19 protein-coding genes are annotated in these 20844 nt (G+C 66.1%); 3 read left to right on the top strand and 16 right to left on the bottom strand.

Going from position 1 to position 20844, the window contains the following annotated elements; translation table 11 throughout:
- Positions 1-84 precede the first annotated feature (84 nt).
- A complete protein-coding gene (locus O8I58_RS00965; protein ID WP_298319917.1) occupies positions 85-834 on the bottom strand; it encodes an SDR family oxidoreductase in 750 nt (249 codons plus the stop codon).
- Between the two features lie 92 nt (positions 835-926).
- Here O8I58_RS00965 and O8I58_RS00960 point away from each other — a divergent pair, with 92 nt between their 5' ends.
- Positions 927-1325: a winged helix-turn-helix transcriptional regulator gene (locus tag O8I58_RS00960; protein WP_298319915.1), complete on the top strand. Its 399-nt coding sequence runs from the start codon at positions 927-929 to the stop codon at positions 1323-1325.
- A gap of 149 nt (positions 1326-1474) precedes the next feature.
- Here O8I58_RS00960 and O8I58_RS00955 read toward each other — a convergent pair whose 3' ends face one another.
- Entirely contained in the window at positions 1475-4426 is a 2952-nt protein-coding gene (locus O8I58_RS00955; protein ID WP_298322611.1) for a TonB-dependent receptor, read from the bottom strand.
- 607 nt (positions 4427-5033) lie between these two features.
- Between O8I58_RS00955 and O8I58_RS00950 the strand changes: the two genes are divergently transcribed.
- Positions 5034-5975 carry a LysR substrate-binding domain-containing protein gene (locus O8I58_RS00950; RefSeq protein WP_298319914.1) on the top strand — a complete coding sequence of 314 codons (942 nt, stop codon included), beginning with the start codon at positions 5034-5036 and terminating at the stop codon, positions 5973-5975.
- Positions 5976-5989: 14 nt separating this feature from the next.
- Here the strand turns inward: O8I58_RS00950 and O8I58_RS00945 are convergent, their stop codons facing one another.
- The 10 genes from O8I58_RS00945 to O8I58_RS00900 all read right to left on the bottom strand — a co-directional run bounded on the left by O8I58_RS00945 (position 5990) and on the right by O8I58_RS00900 (position 16443).
- Positions 5990-6805, bottom strand: a complete 816-nt coding sequence (locus O8I58_RS00945) for an ABC transporter ATP-binding protein (protein WP_298319912.1) — start codon at positions 6803-6805, stop codon at positions 5990-5992.
- Positions 6805-7515, bottom strand: coding sequence for an NADPH-dependent FMN reductase (locus O8I58_RS00940; protein ID WP_298319910.1), 711 nt, complete (start codon positions 7513-7515; stop codon positions 6805-6807). Before O8I58_RS00940 ends, O8I58_RS00945 begins: the two co-directional genes overlap by 1 nt.
- Entirely contained in the window at positions 7515-8063 is a 549-nt protein-coding gene (locus O8I58_RS00935) for an RBBP9/YdeN family alpha/beta hydrolase (RefSeq protein ID WP_298319907.1), read from the bottom strand. The genes O8I58_RS00940 and O8I58_RS00935 overlap by 1 nt, the downstream gene beginning before the upstream one ends.
- Positions 8064-8076: 13 nt before the next feature.
- A complete protein-coding gene (gene cysK / locus O8I58_RS00930) occupies positions 8077-9111 on the bottom strand; it encodes a cysteine synthase A (RefSeq protein WP_298319905.1) in 1035 nt (344 codons plus the stop codon).
- 208 nt (positions 9112-9319) lie between these two features.
- Positions 9320-10078 carry an ABC transporter permease gene (locus O8I58_RS00925; protein ID WP_298319903.1) on the bottom strand — a complete coding sequence of 253 codons (759 nt, stop codon included), beginning with the start codon at positions 10076-10078 and terminating at the stop codon, positions 9320-9322.
- Positions 10075-10869 (bottom strand): ABC transporter permease, encoded by a 795-nt coding sequence (locus O8I58_RS00920; RefSeq protein WP_298319901.1) that lies wholly within the window; start codon positions 10867-10869, stop codon positions 10075-10077. The genes O8I58_RS00925 and O8I58_RS00920 overlap by 4 nt, the downstream gene beginning before the upstream one ends.
- 8 nt (positions 10870-10877) lie before the next feature.
- Positions 10878-11948 (bottom strand): ABC transporter substrate-binding protein, encoded by a 1071-nt coding sequence (locus tag O8I58_RS00915; RefSeq protein ID WP_298319899.1) that lies wholly within the window; start codon positions 11946-11948, stop codon positions 10878-10880.
- Complete coding sequence (locus O8I58_RS00910) at positions 11945-13291, bottom strand: LLM class flavin-dependent oxidoreductase (protein ID WP_298319897.1); 1347 nt, start codon at positions 13289-13291, stop codon at positions 11945-11947. Before O8I58_RS00910 ends, O8I58_RS00915 begins: the two co-directional genes overlap by 4 nt.
- A gap of 20 nt (positions 13292-13311) precedes the next feature.
- Entirely contained in the window at positions 13312-15519 is a 2208-nt protein-coding gene (locus tag O8I58_RS00905; protein WP_298319895.1) for a TonB-dependent receptor, read from the bottom strand.
- A gap of 126 nt (positions 15520-15645) precedes the next feature.
- On the bottom strand, positions 15646-16443 hold the full coding sequence (locus O8I58_RS00900) for a class II aldolase/adducin family protein (RefSeq protein ID WP_298319893.1): 798 nt from the start codon (positions 16441-16443) through the stop codon (positions 15646-15648).
- Positions 16444-16994: 551 nt separating this feature from the next.
- On the opposite strand from O8I58_RS00900, the gene O8I58_RS00895 reads away from it, so the two are divergent.
- Positions 16995-17663, top strand: coding sequence for a TetR/AcrR family transcriptional regulator (locus O8I58_RS00895; RefSeq protein ID WP_298319891.1), 669 nt, complete (start codon positions 16995-16997; stop codon positions 17661-17663).
- A 64-nt stretch (positions 17664-17727) separates the two neighbouring features.
- On the opposite strand, the gene O8I58_RS00890 is transcribed toward O8I58_RS00895, so the two are convergent.
- The 4 genes from O8I58_RS00890 to O8I58_RS00875 form a co-directional block, all read right to left on the bottom strand.
- Complete coding sequence (locus tag O8I58_RS00890) at positions 17728-18177, bottom strand: hypothetical protein (protein ID WP_298319889.1); 450 nt, start codon at positions 18175-18177, stop codon at positions 17728-17730.
- Positions 18178-18185: 8 nt separating this feature from the next.
- On the bottom strand, positions 18186-18392 hold the full coding sequence (locus tag O8I58_RS00885) for a PspC domain-containing protein (protein WP_298319887.1): 207 nt from the start codon (positions 18390-18392) through the stop codon (positions 18186-18188).
- Positions 18393-18499: 107 nt separating this feature from the next.
- The gene (locus O8I58_RS00880; protein ID WP_298319886.1) at positions 18500-19564 is read right to left on the bottom strand and encodes a class III poly(R)-hydroxyalkanoic acid synthase subunit PhaC; all 1065 of its coding nucleotides are present in this window, start codon (positions 19562-19564) and stop codon (positions 18500-18502) included.
- Entirely contained in the window at positions 19561-20796 is a 1236-nt protein-coding gene (locus O8I58_RS00875) for a poly(R)-hydroxyalkanoic acid synthase subunit PhaE (RefSeq protein WP_298319884.1), read from the bottom strand. The genes O8I58_RS00880 and O8I58_RS00875 overlap by 4 nt, the downstream gene beginning before the upstream one ends.
- Positions 20797-20844: the final 48 nt, after the last annotated feature.

Below are 20844 nucleotides of genomic sequence, written 5' to 3'. Positions count from 1 at the left end.
CCTGTGGCGTGCAGTAGACGCTGCCATCCGCCCTGCGCCAAATGCGGACTCTTCATGTGCATATGGCGACACGCCAGATGCGCCTCAGAGATTGGCCACGCCGCCATCGACCAGCAGTTCGCTGCCCAGCATGAAGCGCGATTCGTCGCTGGCCAGGTACACCGCGGCCTGCGCCAGCTCCCACGGCGTACCCAGGCGGCCGATAGGTACCAGCTGGCGGATGTCCTGGCGCAGGCGTTCTTCTGCCTCGGGCGCCAGGCCCAGCTTGTTCAGTGCCGGGGTGTCGGTCGGCCCCGGGCTGAGTACATTGACCCGCACGCCGCGCGGGTGCAGTTCGGCCGAGAGCGTCCGCGCCAGCGACAGCAGCGCTGCCTTGCTGGCCGCATAGACCGAACTCTGCGGCAGGCCGATATGCGCGCTGGTCGAGCCACACAGGATGATCGACGCGCGATCGCCCAGCAGCGGCAACAGCGACTGCACCAGGAAGAACGGCCCCTTCAGATTGGTCGCCAGCACCCGGTCAAACGTCGCCTCATCCCAGTCCTGCAGCAGGCGATGGGTGACATCGGCGGCATTGGCATACAGCACGTCCAACCGCGGCCAGGCCTGCGCCAGGGTCCGTGCGATCTGCTGCTGGTCGGCGACCTGCGAGGCATCGCTGCGGATCGCCAGCACCGGCTCGCCCAGCTGCGCCTGCGCGCGCGCCAGCGCATCGGCATCGCGGCCGGTGATAGCCACTTGCGCGCCCTGCGCAAGGAACTGCCTGGCGGTTTCCAAGCCGATGCCGCTGCTGCCGCCGGTCACCAGCGCGTACTTGCCCTTCATGCGTGCCATCGCGGCCACCTGCTCATCTTGAAAGAGCGGCGAGACTGGCCGGCGCGATCCGCTTTGTATAGTACGCACCGCATGGATACCAACCCACCGACATGATCCCATCGCGCAACGCCAACGCGTCGCTGGCACACACTTCGACCGCCATCGATCCGCAGGATGGATGCCCGATGCGCGACTTCGTCCAGTTGGTCTCGGGCAAGTGGGCGATCCCGATCCTGTATCGCCTCATCGTTGAAGATGCGCCAGTGCGCTTCAGCGCGTTGCAACGTGCGGTAGCACCGATCACCCAGAAGGAACTCACCCGGCAACTGCGCCTGTTCGAACAACGCCACCTGGTCCAGCGCACCGTGCACCCGGAAGTCCCGCCACGGGTCGAATACGAAGTCACCGCGCTAGGCCACTCACTGGCGCCGACACTGCACTCGCTGGCCGACTGGATGCGCGCGCATGGTCCGGCGTTGAAGGCTGGCATGGACGACGTTGCGCCCTGATCGCGACGTGCAGGCACGCGCCTGTCAAACCCGGTTTCACCCCACGCATATGACAACGGCACGCCCCCGGAGGGCCGTGCCGTTGCATGGTGTCGTTGATGAGAGATGCGCCACCTCCGTGTGGCATGTATCGCTTAACGACGGCTGCGTCAGTAGTCGTAACTCACACTCAGGCGAGCCGAACGCGGCGCCTGACTCAGGACTGCGGCACCATAGAGCGGTTCGGACTGACCCGGGTCCTGCTCCGAGTACGGGTACTTCCACAAGGTGGTCTGGCTGTTGAACACGTTGAACACATCCAGGTTGAACGACAGCTTGTGATCGGCGAATGCCGGCCGATAGCCCACGCCCAGGTCCAGCTGTTTCAGCCATGGCAGGCGTCCCTGGCTGCCCGGGGGCGCCGCTTCACCCTGGTAGAAGTGGTAATACGTGCCGTAGCCGGCGGGATCGCTTTGATCAGACCCATACGATCCCAGCGCAGAGAACGGTGATCCTGATTGCACGCTCAGGTTGGCCGACACCAACCACTGCGGGTTGATCTGGTAGTAGCCGTAGAACTTGAATTGATGGGTATGGTCGTTGCTTTGCGGGCCGTTGGTATTTTCCATCAGCGAGGCGAAGTCCCAGTCCACGGTGGTCGACGCCGCGGTCTGGCCGATGCCGGAACGAAGCTGGCCTTCCGTGGTGCCATAGCTGCGTGACCAGGTGTAGTTGACGGCGCCGTACCAGCGCCCGTCGAACGGATGCTCCAGCGACAGGTTCACCCCGTAGTAGTTGCGCTTGAACTCGGGGAAGCCGAACTCTTCATTGCTCAACGGCACGCTGACGTAGTTACCGCTGGTATCGACCAGGGTGAAGGTGTTGGACTTGCCCGGATTGATCAACCAGCAGCTGACCGGATTGCTGTCCAGGGTGACCGTGTAGCCCAGCGCCGCGGCCTTGGCGAACACCGTGTCGCTGTCGCAGTAATCATCCACACCGCTGCGCAGGACGCGATAGGTCGCCTTGGCGCCATACACCCAGTTGCCGCCAAGGGTCTTGCTGAAGCCCAGGATGAACTCGTCCTGGTACGACGGCTCGATCCCCTGCGTTGCGACGGTCTTGGGATCAGGCAGGTTGCCGTAGTTGTTGTTGGCCGAGACCGCGTCGGAGATCTGGGTCAGGTCGGTCGGATAGCCGTTGGCGTCGATCCCGCCGTAGGTGTAATAGGTCGACGTGGCCAGGGTGGCACCGGCGGCGTTGAACGCCGGGTTGAGCGGCAGCGCCAGGTAGTAGCGCCCTGCGTTGCCGAACACCTTGAAGTGCCCGTCGCCATTCACGTCCCAGCTGAAGCCCAGCCGCGGCGCCCACTGCCCGCTGGTCTGCTTGATGTAGGGATCGCCATCGCGGTTGTAATTGGTGAACTGGTCCAGGCGCAGCCCCAGGCTCAGCAGCAGGTTGTCGGTGACCTGCCAGTTGTCTTCCACGTATTGCGCCCGCTGGGCCGAACGCACCGAAGCCAGCGCGCTGTAGATGTACTTGCGCACGTAATAGCCCTCCTCGCCATTGGCATAGTCGCCCGTGGCTGGCACACCCAGTCCACTGCTCAATGGCACGCTGGGGTCAGTCTGGCCATAGATCCAGTAATACCCGTCTCCAGAGGCAACCGAGCCGCGATTGAGGGCGCGTGCGTTCTGGTTATCAATGCCCACGGTGATGCTGTGGTTGCCGATGACGTAGTTGAGGTCGACGCGCAGGTTGTCTGTACGGTTGCCGCGGTTGGCGTCCACCAGCGTGGAGGTGGTCTGACTGTTCGTAATCGGCGTCCCACCGGTATAGGCGGGGTTTTCATACGAGGTGCCACTGAGATAGGTCAGCGAGCCGTCGTAGGCAGGGTTGCCGGTGTAGTCATCAGTGCGCTGCTTGCCGTATTGCGCACTGAAGGTCAGCCGCTCTGTCAGGTAATTGGTGTACTTGGCGGTCCACAGGCTGCCACCGGTCTTGGTGGTGTCGGCGCTGCCACGCCGGCTGCCGACCTTGAGCGCGTCGTAGTCGTAGTTGGAATACGTACCGCGGGTGATATAGCGGCTGGAGGCATCGGTGAATTCCAGCAACTGGCTGTCGGTGATGTTCCAGTCCAGCTTGGCGTACCAGCTGGGCCGGCGGTAGGCGTAGTCGGTGTAGGCGTTGGTCGCCTCGACGCTGTTGACGGTGTTGCCTTCCTGGCGCTGGAGTTCGTAGGAGCCGAAGAAAAACAGCTTGTCCTGGATCAGCGGACCGCCAGCGTAAATGCTTTGCGTGGTGACCCAGGAATGGTTCTGGCTGTCTGGCCGGTACAGCGTGCCGTTGGCGGGGTAGTACACGTCGCCTTGCGAAGCACGCAGGCCGTCCGGCTCCCAGGTGAGCTGGCCGCCAAAATGCCATTCATTGGTGCCGCGCTTGCCCACCGCATTGATCACGCCGCCGTCCGAACGCCCGTACTTGGCGCTGTAGCCGCCGGTGTAGACCTCCTGCTGCTCGATGCTGCCGTAGGGCAAGGTCAGGCCGCCAAGCCCGCGCAATGGATCGGTCGTGTTGAATCCATTGATGTAGTAGGCGTTCTCGCTCGCGGATGATCCACCGAAGCTCACCAGCTGTTGCCCGGTCGGGCCGACATAGGTGCCACTGCCACTGTTGCCGACCACGCCGGGCGCCAGCTTGGCGATGGCCTCGGCCGAACGTCCCAGCGGCAAGCGCTGCAGCTCTTCCGCCGTGATGACGGTGCGCGAATCGACACTGCTCACATCGATGGCTGCGGCAGCGCGGTCGGCAGTGACATGCACGCCGCCCACTTGCACAACTGCGCCGAAGGACACATCGGTGTTGGCGCCCACGGTCAGGCTCACGTCATTGCGCGAATCCACATCACTGCCATCACGGCGTGCGGTGACCGTATAGGTCCCCAACGGTAGCTGGGACACCTGGTAGCGACCGCGCGCATCAACCTGCACCTCGCGGGCCAGGCCGGTGTCGCTACGCACCAGCACGGTGGTGGCGCCGGCGGGCGCCTGGCCACTGATGGCGCCGGTAGTGGATTGGGCCGAGGCATTGCCGGCCAGCAGGCCGAGGGCCAGCGCCAGCACGAGCGGGCGCGGTCGAACAGAAGACAGACGACTGAGCAAGGGAATATCCGGTTCTGGGAGAGGAGTGACGGGGCGTGCCAACGCCTGCGATTTCCATCGCGCAATCCGCAGTGCGGGCCCCACAGTCATCGTCGACTGACGTGCCCCTGAACCAGAAATATCTTGTTTACATGTTGCCGTGGAGGATCGTCATATCCAAGCTGCGACATTGTTCCGATGCGACATCATGTGTCGATCCAAGTTGAAATGTGCCGACGAAGAAAAAACGCCAGTGCCGCTGCGGCGATGTCCTCTTGCTTGATCAATCGGCACAAGAAATCCACAAGCACCAGACATGGCGATAAGGCAAACATGTCGTCGGCAGGTCGAGACAGTGGTAAACCGCGCACCGTGGGAAGCGGCGGCCACGTCGACGCATGGCGAACAGGCCTCCCGGCGTTGCCCGTGGCCCTCCCCCACGTTCCGCAGGCGAGCCGATCGCATGGATCGCCATATACGTTCCGGCAGCATCGACATCATCAAACGCCATAACGCAGCCACCAGTTCGGCGGCATGATCGGGATTCGACGCGTTGGACTGGGCGCGGGACACAGATTGAGGCCTCAGCATGAATTTCCAGCAGCTCAAGGCCGTGAGCGAGGCCATCGGCCATCGCTTCAACCTGACCGAAACCGCCGATGTCCTGCATACCTCCCAGTCGGCGGTATCACGGCAGATCCGCGAGCTGGAGGAAGAGCTTGGCGTGGAGATCTTCCTGCGCCACGGCAAGCGATTGACCGGACTCACCGCGCCGGGCCAGGAGATCGCACGCATCGTCGAACGCATGCTGCAGGACCGCGAAAGCCTGCGGCATGCCTCGGAGGATTTCCGTCGCCCGGCACGCGGCACGCTATCCATCGCCGCCACCCACGCGCAGGTGCGATACCGGCTGCCCGATGCGGTGCTCCGGTTCCGCGATGCGTTCCCGCAGGTGAGCCTGACCCTGCAACAGACGGCGCCGCCACAGATCGTGGAGCTGCTGCGCGGCGGCCAGGTCGATATCGGCCTGGTGCCCGAAGGCCTGCCGTACGTGCCTGAGCTGGTGCGCTTCCCCGCGTATTCGTGGTCGCATGTCTTCGTGGTCCCGCGCGGCCATCCGCTGCTCGACATGCCCTACCCCGCGCTGGCCGACATCGCGCGCTTTCCGCTGATCACTTTCGAGGAAGGCATGGTTGGCCGCATGCGCATCAACCAGGCCTTCGCAATGCAGGGATTGAAGCCGGACATCATCATTTCCGCGGCCGATTCTGACGTCATCAAGACCTACGTGGAGCTGGGCCTGGGCGTGGGCATCATCGCCGAGCGCTCCTACGATGCGACGCTGGACCCGCAGCTGGTCGCACTGGAAACCAGCACGCTGATCGCGCCGATCACCACCAGCGTGGCGGTGCGGCGCGGCACCTACCTGCGTGGTTACACGCTGGCCTTCATCCAGGGCATGGTGCCCGGGCTGACGCTCGAACAGATCCGCGCACAGGTCGAGGACCTGGAGACCGCGCAGGTCGCCTGACGCAGGTCCACGCCTCAGCCGTGGGTGTGTCCGAACACGTCCTGCAGCCGCCTGCGCGCGCGTGCGAATTCTTCGTCGTGCCGGTCGCGCGGGTAGGACAGGTTCATCGGCACCACGTCCTTCACCCGGCCCGGTGCGGTGTCCATCACCACCACGCGCTGGCTCAGGAAGGCGGCCTCGTCCATGTCGTGGGTGACCAACAGCATGGTGATGCCCTGCTGCTCCCAGATCCGCAGCAACTCGCGCTGCAGGTGCGCGCGCGTGATCGCATCCAGCGCGCCGAACGGCTCGTCCAGCAGCAACACGCGTGGCCGGTTGGCCAGCGCGCGCGCAATCGCCACGCGCTGGGCCATGCCACCGGAGAGCTGGTGGGGATAGGCGTCCTCGAAGCCTTCCAGGCGCACCAGCGCGATGTGTTCGCGCACGCGCGCCTGGCGTTCGCCGCGGCTGATGCCGGCATTGAGCAGGCCCAGTTCAATGTTGCGCGTCACCGTGAGCCAGGGCAGCAGCCGGTGTTCCTGGAAGACCAGGCCACGCTCCAGCCCGGTGCCGCGCACCGCCTGCCCGGCCAGGCTGATCGTGCCGTCGTGTTCGCCATCCAGTCCGGCAACCAGCCGCAGCAGGGTGGATTTCCCACAGCCGCTGGGACCGATGATGCTGACGAATTCGCCTTGCCGGATCTGCAGGTCCACTGCATCCAGCACGACCCGTTGTCCGCCGCGGCCGGCGTAACGCTTGCCCACGCCGGCAAGCTGCAGCAGCGGGCCAGGCAGTTGCGTGACGTTTTCCACCGACTCGGCGAGCCGCAGCGCGGGCCGCACGGTGGCCATTACGCGCCCACCGCCACGCGCGGTGCAATGGTGGCCGGCGCCTGCCGGACGCGGCTGGTACCGGCATGGAAGTGGCGCGCGAACTCGCCGACCTGTTCGCTGACCCGCCCAAGCGCGGTGGCGACCGAAGCCGGCACCTGCGGATCGCGCAAGGGCGTTTCCAGTGTGTTGATCACTGCGCCATAAGGCGTGGGCCAGCCGCGCAACGCATGGGCAGAGGCGCGCAGGCCGGTCAACACGGTGCCGCCCGCCTGCCAGCCGTAGGCCGTGACGATGCAGCCCACCGCGCGGCCATCCAGGTACGGGCGTTCGTCGCCGCTGAGTTCTTCCAGCGTGTCCAGCGCGTTCTTGAGCAGCCCGGACAGGCCACCGTGATAGCTGGGCGATGCCAGGATCACCGCATCGGCACGCCGCACGATGCCGATCAGTCCCTGCTGCACGTCCGTCAACGGCACGCCCGGCGTGTAGTGCGGCAGCGCCGCCAGGAATTCACCGCCCAGGCGCAGGGTGGACAGGCCGCGTTCGGCACAATCGCGCAGGGCCAGGTCCAAGGCGCGCTCGGTACTGGAGCCAGCGCGCGTGGTGCCACCGATCCCCACCACCAGCAGCTTGGACGAGGTGACCTGCGGCAACGACGACCACGCCCGGTTTTCGCCCGGGCCGGACAGGCCAGCCAGCACGCTGGCCGTGGGCACGCTCGCGGTGTCCATCACGCGGCCTCCAGCTGGCGCAGTTGGCCCAACAGGCGTTGGCCATAGTCCCAGCTGCCCAATTTGGCCGCGGTGCCAAGGTGGCCGAATGCGCCCGGCCGTGCCAGCAGCGATCCCCAGCGATGGGAGAACAACGCCGCGCGTTCGGGCGTGACCCGCGGATCGTCATCGCTGGCCACCACGATGCTGGGAAACGGCAGCGGCGCCAGCGGGATCGGGGCGAAGTTGCGCGTGCCCGGCGGATAGTCGTGACGCTCGACATCGGTGGGCGAAACCAGCAGCGCACCCACCACCGGCGCGCGATAGGTCGCCGCCCAGTGGGCCACGGTGATCACCGCCAGCGAGTGCGCCACCAGAATCACCGGCCGCGCCTGGGCCTGGATGACCGCGTCCAGCGCGTCCACCCATTCCTCACGCTCCGGGTTGTTCCACTCACGCTGGCGCACGCGCAGGAAATCTGGGTGCTCCTGTTGCCAGATGCTCTGCCAGTGCTCCTCGCCCGAGTCGCCGCGACCGGGAAGCATCAACACGCGTGGTGATTGGCTCATTGCAGGTCCTCCTTCAGGTGACCGAGGGTGCGTCGCCGTCCACGGCGTCGAACAACTCGGTGGACAGGTAGCGCTCGGCGAAATCGGGAATGAGCACCACGATGGTCTTGCCGGCGCTTTCCTCGCGGCGGCCCAGCTGGATCGCCGCCCACAGCGCGGCACCGGCGCTGATGCCCACCGGCACGCCTTCCAGGCGCGCCAGGCGACGCGCGATGCGCAGTGCATCGGCATCGGACACCGTGGTGATCGCGTCGATCACGCTGCGATCCAGGAACGTCGACAGATGCCCCGAGCCGATGCCCTGGATCGCGTGCGGGCCCGCCTTGCCGCCAGACAGCGTCGCACTGCCTTCCGGCTCGACCGCGACGATCTGCACAGCCGGGTTGTAGCGCTTGAGCACCTGGCCCACGCCGGTGATGGTGCCGCCGGTGCCGACGCCGGCCACGAACGCGTCGACCTGGCCATCGCTGTCACGCCAGATCTCTTCGGCCGTGGTAGCGCGATGGGCGGCCGGATTGGCCGGATTCTCGAACTGCTGCAGCACCACCGCATTGGGAATCTGCGCCTGCAGTTCGTTGGCGCGACGGATCGCACCGGACATGCGTTCGGCCGCCGGAGTCAGTTCGATCCGCGCACCCAGATGCTGGACCATCTTGCGGCGCTCGATCGACATGCTCTCGGGCATGCACAGGATCAGGGCATAGCCTTTGGCCGCGGCGACGAAGGCCAGGCCAATGCCGGTATTGCCCGAGGTCGGCTCGATGATCACCGAGCCGGGCTTGAGCCGCCCTTCGCGCTCGGCTGCCTCGATCAACGCCGCGCCCAGGCGATCCTTGACCGAAGCCAGCGGGTTGAAGAATTCCAGCTTGCCGACCAGGTGCGCACGCACGCCTTCCTCGGCGGCCAGGCGATCGAAGCGCACCAGCGGCGTGGCGCCGATGGTGTCCAGGATGCTGTCGTAGACGCGCCCGCGAAAGCTCGCGACCGGCGCATCCTGACGTGGTGCCTGGACAGCATTCTTGGGTTGGAACTGAAACGTCGTGCTCATGCAGCGCTCGCAGAAAAGAAGGGCCACCGAAGGCCTGCCCTGCACGCTACCGACGCAAGACGCATGGCCGAATCGAGAAAACCGGGATTGCTTGGGACAAAAATGGCGCACGCACCTGGCGCCCCAGGGAACGCCGCGGCAGCCGCACCGGGGCCTTGCGCAGCCAGCACCGCGCCCATGACGACATCACCCTTGGTCATGAGCGCGCTCACGCGGTAACGCGCCAGCGGGTCAGGTGTGCCTGCAGCCGATCGACCGCCCAGTTCAACAGCAGGCTGATCGCCGACACCAGCAACAGGCCGACGACCACCTGGTCGGTGCGGTACTGGTCCTGGCCTTCGACCAGCAGGCTGCCGATGCCCTGCCCTTGCGTGAGCAGGTACTCGGCGCCCAACGTGGCCAGCCACGCATAGATCAGCGCCAGGAACACACCAGAGAACACCGACGGCAAGGCCGACGGCAGGATCACCCGCCACAGCAGCTGCAGGCGGCTGAAGGCATAGATGCGCCCGACTTCGACCAGCGACACCGGCACCCCACGCACACCCTCCAGCGTGTTGACCAGCACCGGGAAGAACGCCGCCAGCGCGATGAAGACGATCTTGCTGGTCTCCTCCAGGCCGAACCACGCCATGACCAGCGGCACCCACGCGAACAGTGAAATCTGCTGCAGCACGCGCAAGGTCGGCTGCAATAGCACGCGTCCCACACGCGACAGGCCCAGCAGCAAGCCCGCTGCCAGGCCGACAGCCACGCCGATGCCCAGCCCGGTCAGGTACCGCAGCAGGCTGGCCGAGGTGGCCGCCCACAGCTGGCCCTCGGCGGCCGACGCAGCCAGTGCATGCAACACCTGCCCAGGCGAGACGAACAGCGGGCTGGCTGCAGCCGAGGTATTGCCCAACGCGATCCACGCCACCAGTCCCAACACCGGCGGCACCAGCCCGAGCACGATGGCACGCGCGCTCACGCAAAGGCCTCGCGGCGCCAGCGCAGCAGGTGACGCTCGATGGCTTCAAGCAGGCGATCCAGGCCATAGCCGATCGCGCCGACGATGATCACCGCCGCCAGCAGCACGTCCATCTGCATCAGCTGCTGGCCGTTGGACATCAGATAGCCCAGGCCTTCAGACGCAGCCAGCAGCTCCACCAGCACCAGCACCAGCCAGCAGCTGGTCAGTCCATAGCGCAGGCCGGCCCAGATCGACGGCAGCGCGGCCGGTAGCAGGACGCGCAGCAGCAGTTGCAACGGACTGAAGCCGTAGAGCTGGGCGACCTCGCGCTGGCTGCGCGGCACCTCGGCAATGCCGCGCGCGGTATTGAGCGTCACCGGCACCAGCGCGGCCTTGGCGATCAGCACCAGCTTCAGCGTTTCGCCGATCCCCAGGAACAGCATCAGCAGCGGCAGCCAGCCCAGCAGCGGAATCGAAGCCAGCACGCGGAAGCTGGGATACAGCAGCTCACGCACGACGCGCGACAGCCCCATCGCCAGGCCCAGCACCAGGCCCAGCCCGGCGCCGATCACGAAGCCGCCGAACACCCGCTGCAGGCTGATTCCGATCTGCGCCCAGCCGCTGGCCGTGGTCAGCAGCTGCACCAGCGTGACGCCCACGCGCGCCGGCGGCGGCAACGTCTGCGAACTGATCCAGCCCAGCGCACTACCTGTCCACCACGCTACCAGCAGGAGCCCCGGCACCAGCCACGCCAGCGCACCGCTTGGCATGACCTTGAGCCGCAGTGGCGCGATCGCAGGCGAAAGCACGCTAGCCATCAGTGCGGCCGGTTGCCTTGCGCATCCAGCGGCACGAACGCGTCCTGCAACCCCTGCGCCTTCAGCGCCGTGTCCAGGTACTGGCGATCGAACCACTGGTTGATGTCGGCCGGCGGTCCACGCAGCAGGCCCAGCTGCTGGACCAGGTGCTGGGTGTCCTGGTACTGGGCAACGAAGAAGGGATCCAGCAGCGGATTGAAGCGATCGCCCAGCGGACGGCCGCCGTAGTCGCGCCGCAGCGAAGCCTCCGAACGCCCGCCCTGGGCCAGGATCGCCAGCACTTCCTCGCGGTTCTTCTCATCCGAGGCCCACTGCGAAGTGCGCACCAGCACGTTGACCAGGCGCTGGACCAGATCGGGATGGTCGCGGGCGAAGTCCTCGCGTACCAACAGGCCCGCCTGCGCGGTCAACCGCGCCGAACCATCGACCGTGCTGTAGGCGATCCGGGCCAGGCCCTTGTCCACCAGCGCCAGCGATTCGGACCCGGCGAACACCGCATCGACGCTGCCATTGAGCAGCGCATTGCCGGCCGGCGGACCGAGCAGGCTGATGTTGTGGATGTCGCTCTCCTTCAAGCCGGCGGCAGCCAGGATGCGGATCACCTGCAGCTGGATGTAATTGCCCTTGAAGTAGGCGACCTTCTTGCCGCGCAGGTCAGCGATAGACCGGATTGGCGAATCCGGCTTGACCAGCAGATAGGCGTTTTCCAATCGCCCACTGGGCAGGATCAAGCGGCTCTTGATGCCCGAGCTCTTGCCGATCAGCGAGATCATGTCGCCATTGCCGGCGAAGTCGATCTGGCCGTTGGCCAGCGCCTGGCCCACCATCGGCCCGCCGCCCTTGAAGCCGGGGAATTCGACGCTGATGTGGTCCTTGGCGAACTCCTCCTGCACCCAGCCCTTGCTGCGCGCGATGCCCATCACGCCCCAGATCCCCTGGGTATCGCCGGCGATGGCCGGCGCGCCGATGCGGATCACCTTAGGTGTTTCCTGCTTGCCGCCATCACCGCCACCGCAGGCGGCCAGCAACGCCGAGAGTGCAACCAGCAGCAGCGCGCGCATGGCCTTCATGCCACCTTCCGGCGCTGCAGCGTGTTGCGGTTTTCCGGATAGGAAATCCCCAGGTTGCCGCGCAACGTGTCGGCCTCGTACTCGGTGCGGAACAGGCCGCGCTGCTGCAGGATCGGCACGACTTCATCGACGAATTCGCGCAGGCCCTGCGGCTGCAGGTAGGCGTAGAGGATGAAGCCATCCACCACCTCGTCCTCGAACAGCTGCTGCAGGCGATCGGCGATCTGCTCGGCGGTGCCGACGAACTGCAGGCTCGGACTGGCCGCGCGCAATGCCAGCTGGCGCAGGGTGAGCTTTTCTTCGCGGGCGATGCGCAGGTATTCCTCGGCGGTGGACTTGAAGCTGTCCTTGCCGATGTCGCCCAGCTCGGGCAGCGGCTCATCCAGCGGGAACTGGCCGAAGTCGAAGAAGCTGAAATAGCGGCTCAGGTATTTGACCGCGATGTTGATGTCCAGCAGCTCGGCCACCTCGCGGTGCTTGCGCAGCGCGTCTTCCTCGGTGGCGCCGATGATCGGGGTGATCGAAGGGAAGATCAGCACATCACTGGCCGGACGGCCGTTGGCCACTACGCGGCGCTTGATGTCCTGGTAGTAGGACTTGGCGCGGGCGACGTTCTCGATGGTGTTGCCGGAGAAGATCGCATCGGCCTCGCGCGCGGCCAGGTCGCGCCCTTCATCCGAGGCACCGGCCTGGAACACCACCGGCCGTCCCTGCGGCGAGCGTTCCAGGTTCAGCGGACCCTGCACCTGGAAGAACTCGCCCTTGTGGTTGAGCGTGTGCATCTTGTCGAAGTCCACGTACTGGCCACTGGCCTTGTCGCGCAGGAAGGCATCGTCCTCCCACGAATCCCACAAGCCCTTGACCACCTGGATGTATTCGTCGGCGATGCGATAGCGCAGGCCGTGCTCGTAGAGCTTCTCGCCGCCGTGGTTGCGGGCGTGGCCTTCCAGCGCGCCGGTCACCGCGTTCCAGGCCGCTCGCCCACCGCTGACCACGTCCAGCGAAGCCAGCTGGCGCGCGGTGGTGAACGGCTCGCTGAAGGAGGTCGTCATCGTCGCGGCCAGGCCCAGGTGCGTGGTCACCGCCGAGACCGCGGCCAGCGCGGTGATCGGCTCCAGGCGGCTCAGGAAATACGGCGTGGAATCCTGGGTGATGAAGGTCGAGTCGGCGATGAAGCCGAAATCGAACTTGCCTTCCTCGGCGATCCTGGCCGCCTCGATGAAGGCCTGGATATCGACCGCGCTCCTGGCGTTGGCCTCGGGGTGACGCCAGGCCTGGACGTGGGCGCCAATGCCGGACAGGAACGCGGCCAGGCGGAGTTTCTGGTGATCGGAACGTGCCATGGGGAATCTCCTGGAAAGCGTTAGAGGAAGTCGTGGCGCACGGTCAGCAGCAGCTGCCGGCGCCGGTTGTAGGTGGCCGACTCATAGCCCAGCGCCGGGACGTACGAGCCGGGCAGCTGGAAGGTGGTGTTGAGCAGGTTCTTGCCGGTCAGCGAATAGGTCCATGCACCAGAAGCGGTGGTCAGCGACACGCCGGCATCCAGGTAGCGCGTGACCGGGAAGCGGGTGAACTCGCGGGTGGCGCTGACAGCGCTGTAGGAGGTGTCCTCGACGCGGTAGTCCAGGTTGGTGCGCAGCTGCGCACCGCTGTCCAGCGCGCGTTTGTAGTTGGCGCCGACGCTGCCCGACCAGCGCGGCGCGTACGGCATGTCGGTGCCGGTGAAGTCGGTGCTGGCCGCGCCGGTGGGATTGAGGAATTCGTCGAAGCGCGCGATCAGATAGGCCAGGTTGAGGTGCAGGTCCAGACCACTGGTGGCTTGGAACACCGATTCCAGCTCGGCGCCGTAGGTATGGGCCTGGCCGGCGTTGACGATCACCGCGCCGGTCACCGGCTGGCCGTTGATGACCGGATCGTTGATCGAGGCCTGGTAGTTCTCGTAGTCGTTGTAGAACAGCGCCACGTTGTTGCGCAGGCGACCATCGAAGGTGGTGCTCTTGAAGCCGATTTCGTAACTGGTGACCTTTTCCGGATCGACCGGAACTTCGGCGATGGCCAGCGTGGCTGCGGCAGGATTCCAGCCGCCGGACGTCTCGCCGATGGCGATGGTGGCGTAGCTCAGCAGGTTGGGCGACCACTGGTAATCCAGGGTCACCTTCGGCGTGGCCGCCGAATAGGTGCGCTTGAGTCCCTCGACCGAATACGTCTGGGAGACGCGCTCGCGCGCTGCGTTGCTGGCATAGGCAGCGCTATCCAGCTCGCGCCATTCGCGGTTCAGGCGCAGACCCACGGTCAGGCCGAGCGCATCGGTGAAGTGATAGGTGCCCTGCCCGTACAGGCCGACGCTGCGGGTGGTGCTGGCACTGTCGATGATGCTGAAGCGGTTGTTGCTCCAGCTCAGCCGATCCATGTCGAAGGTCTCGTGCCACAACATCAGGCCGGTGATGAAGTTGAAGCGGTCGTAATCGCCGAACAGCTGGAATTCCTGCGACAGCTGGCGCTGCTCCAGGTCCTGGTCGAAACCGGAGACGTAGGTCGGATACGGATCATCCGACGGGATGGTCACGTCGAAGCCACGCCAGGCGCTGACCGACTTCCACGACAACGTGTCGGTCAGGCCGCCTTCCAGCTTCAGCGACACCCCGCCGCTGTCGTAGGTCTGGTTGGTCCGGCTGTAGTCGGAGAAATTCTTGCGCGGGCCGGTACCGGAGTAGTTCAACGGCGAGCTGCTGCCGCTGAAGGAACTCTCACCGTGCAGGCCATCGACGGTGAGCGTGGCGATCAGGCCGTTTTCCGGCGTCAGTTTGAGGATGCCGCGCAGCTGCTGGTTGCCATAGCCGTTGACGGTCTTGTGCAGCGTTTCGTTTTGCACATCGCCATCCAGATGGCTGGTGGCCACCGCCAGGCTGCCGCTGAGCAGGTCGGGCTTGAGCGCGCCATTGAGGTAGCCGCGCGATTCGATCTGGCCCTGGTTGCCGGCGCCCAGGCTGACCCAGGCGTTGAAGTCCTGGGTCGGCTGGCGGGTGATCAGCTTGAGTGCGCCGGAGCTGGTGTTCTGGCCGTACAGCGTGCCCTGCGGGCCGTGCAGCACTTCGATGCGCTCGATGTCCGGCAGGCTGCCGATGAAGCTGCTGCCGAACGAGCGCGGCACGTACACGTCATCCAGATACCAGCCCACCGACGGATTGCCGATCGGCCGCGAGGAACCGATGCCGCGGATGAAGACGCTCTGCGTGTTCGGCCACTGGCTGGGAATGTTGACGCCAGCGGCCAGGCCGGCCAGGTCGGAGAGTTTGGCCACGCCGCGCTTGGCCAGGGTCTGGTCATCGAGCACGTTGACCGTGATCGGCGTCTTCTGCAGCTTGGTCTCGCGACGCTCGGCGGTGATCTTCACCTCCGGCAGCGCGGTGGCGTCGTCCTTGGCGGCCGGCTCCTCGGCGGCGGCGTTGAAGGTGGTGGCAGCCAGTGCGATCCACAGCGCGTGGACCAGCGGCGTGCGCAGGCGGCGCGCGGCCTTGATGGATGTCGGGCGGACAGCAACAACAGCAAGCGTGGAGGCAAAGCGATTCATGCACAGGTTCCGGGAAAGGGCCGCGCCTGGCGCGAGCCACAGGGATGACGAAAGAAGAGGCGTGGCGCACATGCGCCGGGTGCTGGACTCAGGGTCGACAACACCGGTTCACGTGATGGGCGCGGCTCATGCGGCCAGGCCCGGCTGCTGCGCGGTGATGCGCTGGTACAGCGGCTGGAAGTTCAACCAGCCGGCGTAGCCACTGTCGAAGCGCGCCGCGGTGCCGCGTGCGCGCGCCTCGTCGATCAGCGTCGGCGTACCCAGTGCCTGGGCGTGCAGCTGCTCGCGGCAGACTTTCTCCAACGAGGTGAACAGGTACACCGCTTCGTCGATCGAACGGCCCACGGTCAGCACGCCGTGGTTGCGCATGATCAGCGCGCGGCCGTGTTCGCCCAGGGCCTTGCCGACGTTCTCGCCCTCGCCCAGCGCGAAACTGTCGTACAGCGCGTGGCGTTCGAAGAACACCGCGGCCTCGTTGGAGATCGGCGGGATCAACCGACCGCTGCTCGACCAGATCTTGCCGTAGGGGGCATGGGTGTGGACGGCCGACTGCAGCTCCGGCCGCTGGGCCAGCAGCGCCGCGTGCAGCGGCACGCCGCCCGGATGGACGTAGCCGCTACCTTCCAGGCGCTCGCCCAGATAATTCACCCGGACCAGGTCGTCGAGGGTGATCAGCGAGAAGTCCACCGCGAAAGCATTCATCCAGAACGTGTCCGGGAATTCCGGGTCACGCACCGAGATGTGGCCCATCACGCCTTCGTCGTAACCCAGTTGCGCGAACAACCGGAACGAAGCGACCAGCTTGCGCTGGCGGTGCTGTCGCTCCTGCGCCACGTCACCGAACACCGGCGGCTGGGGCCGCGGCAGCGTGGCTGCTTCTTCAAAGCTGATGGTGCGGACCGTGCGGGTCCCGTTGCTGCTCATGGGGGGTGTCGCTATCCGTCCTGACCTGGATGTCGACACTAGGACCACGCCACCGCCCAGCGAAGCGCGCGGAGCGGGAATGATTAGCGTGCAGGCGCATAACGACATCACCGCCCACGCCTACATGCGGGAAAAGCCTTATGTCATGAGGTTCTGAGGCTGGCCGCAGCTCCGTGCAATCGTGCGACTGATGCCCGGCCGTGAGTTGCACATGCCTTCAGCTCATGAAGCAGTCCGCCTTGGCGGCGGGCACGCCGGCGTCGTCCCGTTCCACAGCACGCGCGATCCTTTTCATCAAAGGACGAAGGAGACCGCATGCGGACGGTGCGGCTGCGCGTGTTGGTGATGGGGCGGGTTTCCACACCCTCGAAGTCACCCCCAACCCATCGCAACCGCGGGAAGCATCGGCCTGCTGGCCCGGGCGTTCGCCGATCACGGCCTGGTCGGCGGGAGGTGGGGCGATTGACGAAACATGCCATCCCGCGTCGCAACATGTCGAAGACTGCAATCTTGTTAAATTGATTGCAGCTGTTACTCCCGATGGATCCCCCATGCCCCATACCGCGCAAACCTCATCCATGCCCGGCGCCCGCGCGTCGCGGAACGTGGAACTCTGCCGCCGTGGCGAACTGCGCGTGGAGAAATTCCTCGATGCGGCCACCGACGTCTTCGCCGAAAAGGGCTACCAGCAGGCGCGCCTGAGCGAAATCGTCGCACGCGCCGGCGGCTCGCTGGCCACCCTGTACCGCGCCTTCGGCGACAAGGAGGGCCTGGCGTTCGCCATCGTCGAACGCCGCCTGCAGGACCTGGCCAACCAGCTCGAAGCGCTGGAACTGGACGACCTGCCGCCTCAGGACGCCCTGCGCAAGGCCGGCCGCTCGATCGCGCAGAGCCTGACCACCCGCGACGCCTACCTGGTCAACCGCATCGTGATCGGCGAAGGCCGTGCGTTCCCCGACCTGCGCGATTTCTTCTTCGACCACGCCATCGCCACCATCCGCAGCCGCCTGGGCAGCTACTTCGAACGCCAGGTTGCTGACGGGGCCATGGTGCTGCACACCAGTACCGACCTGGCCGCCACGCAGTTCTTCATGATGCTGTTCGGCGACCTGACCATCCGCACCGCCTGCGGCTACATGGTCAATCCCGATGTGGATGACGTGCTGGCCTTCATTGACGACTCGGTGGACCAGTTCCTGCACGGCGCCCTACCACGCTGAGGACACCTGCACGCGGCTTGGTGCAGCCTCCCGCCGCTGCGCGCCGAATGGGTTTGCGGCGGCCTCAGCGACCCATTCGCGCAGGCCACCAGCCGCGACCGGTCAGTGCGTAGCGGTCGGCGGCGCGTTCAAAGCGGTTGCGCACGCTGACACCGCCGCACAGCAGGTACACCGGCAGGAACAGCGGTCCCAGCACCATGTACTGCAGCACGTGCGCACGCTCGTGGTCGCCCAGGCGCACCTGCGGTTCCTCGCAACGTCCTGCGCGATGCGCGTAGGTGTGGCACCGCAGATCCAGCGATTCGCCGGTGTGCAGGACGGTGTTGCCGAAGGTGATCGCACCGCCTGGCCCCCACGGCCAGCGGCCAAACACCAGGGCCCGCTCACGCCGGCTGAGCTGTACGTTCCCACCGCGCAGCAGGCCCGCCAGGCCGAGCAGCAGCCCCAGGCAGGTGTTTGGCAGGGTCCAGGCGACGCCTGCGCCGAACGCGAGCAGCCGCAACCACGCTGGCATGGAAGGCCTCAGGCCTCGTTCGGCATCAACAGCCACAGCAACAGGTACACCAGGATGCCGGGGAAGGCGGCCGATGCGATCGACACGATCACGAACACCGCCCGCACCAGCGTGGCGTTCCAGCCGAAGCGCCGGGCGATGCCCCCCATGACGCCAGCGATCATGCGGTCGTCGAGCGAACGGGCAAACGGTCTGGAGGAGGTCGGCGTGTTCATGGCGATGCCTGTCGGCAGCTGGAATGGGCGCAGTCTAGCGCTGCTGCGCACCGGGGCATCGACGCCATGCTCACGACCGCCTGGACCCTACGATGACCTTTCCATGCCTAGCGCTCGGCCAGCCAGCTGGCAATCGCGGTCGGCACCTCGCGCTGGGCACGGCTGGACACGTAGATGCCGATATGGCCGCCGCGGAAACCCACTTCCGAATAGTCATCCGTACCCACCAGGCCCCGCAGGGCACGCGATGCGTCCGGCGGGACCAGGTGGTCCTGCTCGGCGTAGATGTTCAGCACCGGCATGCTGACCTTGGCCAGATCCACGGCCTGGCCGTCCAGCACGATGCCGCCCTCGATGAAGCCATTGCCCTGGTAGAACTGCCGGATGAACTGGCGGAAGGCCTCGCCCACCTGGTCGGGCGAATCGAAGATCCACTTTTCCATGCGCAGGAAATCCTGCACCGCGCGGCTGTCGTCCAGGATGTCGAGCAGACCGACGTACTTCTGCACGTTCAGGCGGAACGGTTTGAGCATCAGGTAGCTCAGGTTCATCAGGTCGGCCGGCACGTTGCCCAGCGTGTCCACCAGCAGATCCACGTCAACCAGCCGCGCCCAGTTGGACAGCATGTTGTCCGGCGTGTGGAAATCCACCGGCGTGACCATCGTGATCAGGTTGCGCAGCTTGTGCGGGTGCAGCGCGGCATGGCACAGCGAGAGCGCGCCGCCCTGGCAGATGCCCAGCACGTTGATCGCCGCATGTCCGCTGGCCTGGCGCAGGTAGTCGATGGCACCATCGATGAAGCGATTGACGTAGTCATCCAGCAGCAGGAAGCGGTCCGAGCGATCCGGATAACCCCAGTCGATCAGGTACACGTCCTGGCCTTGCGCCAGCAGCCCCTTCACCAGCGAACGATCTTCCTGCAGGTCGACCATGTACGGCCGGTTGACCAGTGCGTAGGTGATCAGCAACGGCACCGATGCGGTGGGCTCGGTCTCGCCGATGAAGCGGTACAGCACCACCTTGCCATCGCGCCAGACTTCCTGCCGAGGCGTCACGCCGTAATGCACATCACCGACATCCGGCAGCGTGCGCAGCCCGGCGCCGAGCTTGTACTGCAAAGACGCGGCTTCGGCAGCCAGGGCATCGGCAGTGACGCGCAACGGACTGGTCATACGGAGCTCTTCGAACGTGCGCGGCGCGGCGCGACCTTGCGCGCGGGCGGCTTGATGGCCTTGCGTGCCTTCACCGCGACTGCCGGCTTGGCGGATGTGACCTTGCGGGAAGCGGGCGTCTTCGCGACCGTCTTCTTCGCCTTCGACACGGCGACCGGCTGTTTGATCGGTGCAGCCCTGGCGGCCTTGGCGGTCTTGCCCGCCTTCGTGACTTTGCTGGCCTTGCTGGTTTTACCGGCGCGCGGTGACCTGGGCTTGGCCTGCTTGGCTGCAGGCGGTCGCTGCGGCTCGCTCGTCCTGGCTCTGGAAGAAGCCGCGGCGTCGCGTTCGGTAGCCGCAGCGTCGATACCCGCGCCGCGCATCACCCGACGCAGCATGCGCTCCAGCTCGGCGATCTTGCGATGCGCCGCGTCGACTTCGGTGCGGGTCGGCAGGCCAAGCATGCCGCCCAGCTGCTCGATCTCGCGCTGCACGCCGGCGCGCATGCGCATCTGCGCATTGGCCAGGGTGCCGTAGACCTCGCGGAACTCCTCGGACAGCGCCATCTGCGCATAGGCATCTTCGGCCGCATCGATCCATTCGTCGAACAAGGCCCGTGCGCTGTCCAGTGGCTCACCCTCGCCCACGCGCACGCCCAACTTTTCCTCGAACAGCGCATAGGCCTGGCGCGAGGATTCCTCCAGCATGCGCTGGTAGCGTTCGTTCGCCTCGCGCAGGGCCTGCTGCGCCTGCAGCAACGCCTTCCAGCGCTGCTGGTGCTCGCGCGCCGGGCCAAATGCCGGGGTCTTGGCCCAGTCCTGCAGCGGACCGCGCAGCGATTCCAGCCACGGCATCCACTGCTCGCTCATGCCGTCCAGGCCGGTCGCGCCCTGACCGAACAAGCTGCTGAACAGATCCGGATAAGGCTTGGCCTCGGTCGCGCCCATGGCCTGGCGCCAGGCAGCGACGATTTCCTCGGGCGTGTTGTCGCGGTCGGCGAACTGGGAGGCGACGTTCTGCATGCGGCCAAACCAGTGCCGCGCCAGTCCATCGAAACGCTCCATGACATCGCCCGCACCACCGCCCTGCGGTGGGGTCCAGCCCGGCCAGCCGCCAGGCACCTGTTGCCAGGCCGGTGCGGCGGTTTCCAGCGGCGCGCTTGCGGCCTTGCGCAGCGCTTCGCCCCAGGCCTCCCAGGCCTGGCGACCCATCGCCTCGGCACCCTCGCCCCACCCTGATTCCGCACCCGCCATCACAGCCTCCCGACACCTGTCACGATCATAGCAATCCCTCGTCGTCCA

It is taken from the genome of Pseudoxanthomonas sp. (assembly GCF_027498035.1).
Taxonomy (GTDB): domain Bacteria; phylum Pseudomonadota; class Gammaproteobacteria; order Xanthomonadales; family Xanthomonadaceae; genus Pseudoxanthomonas_A.
This window is presented reverse-complemented; position numbering and strand designations above follow the sequence as displayed.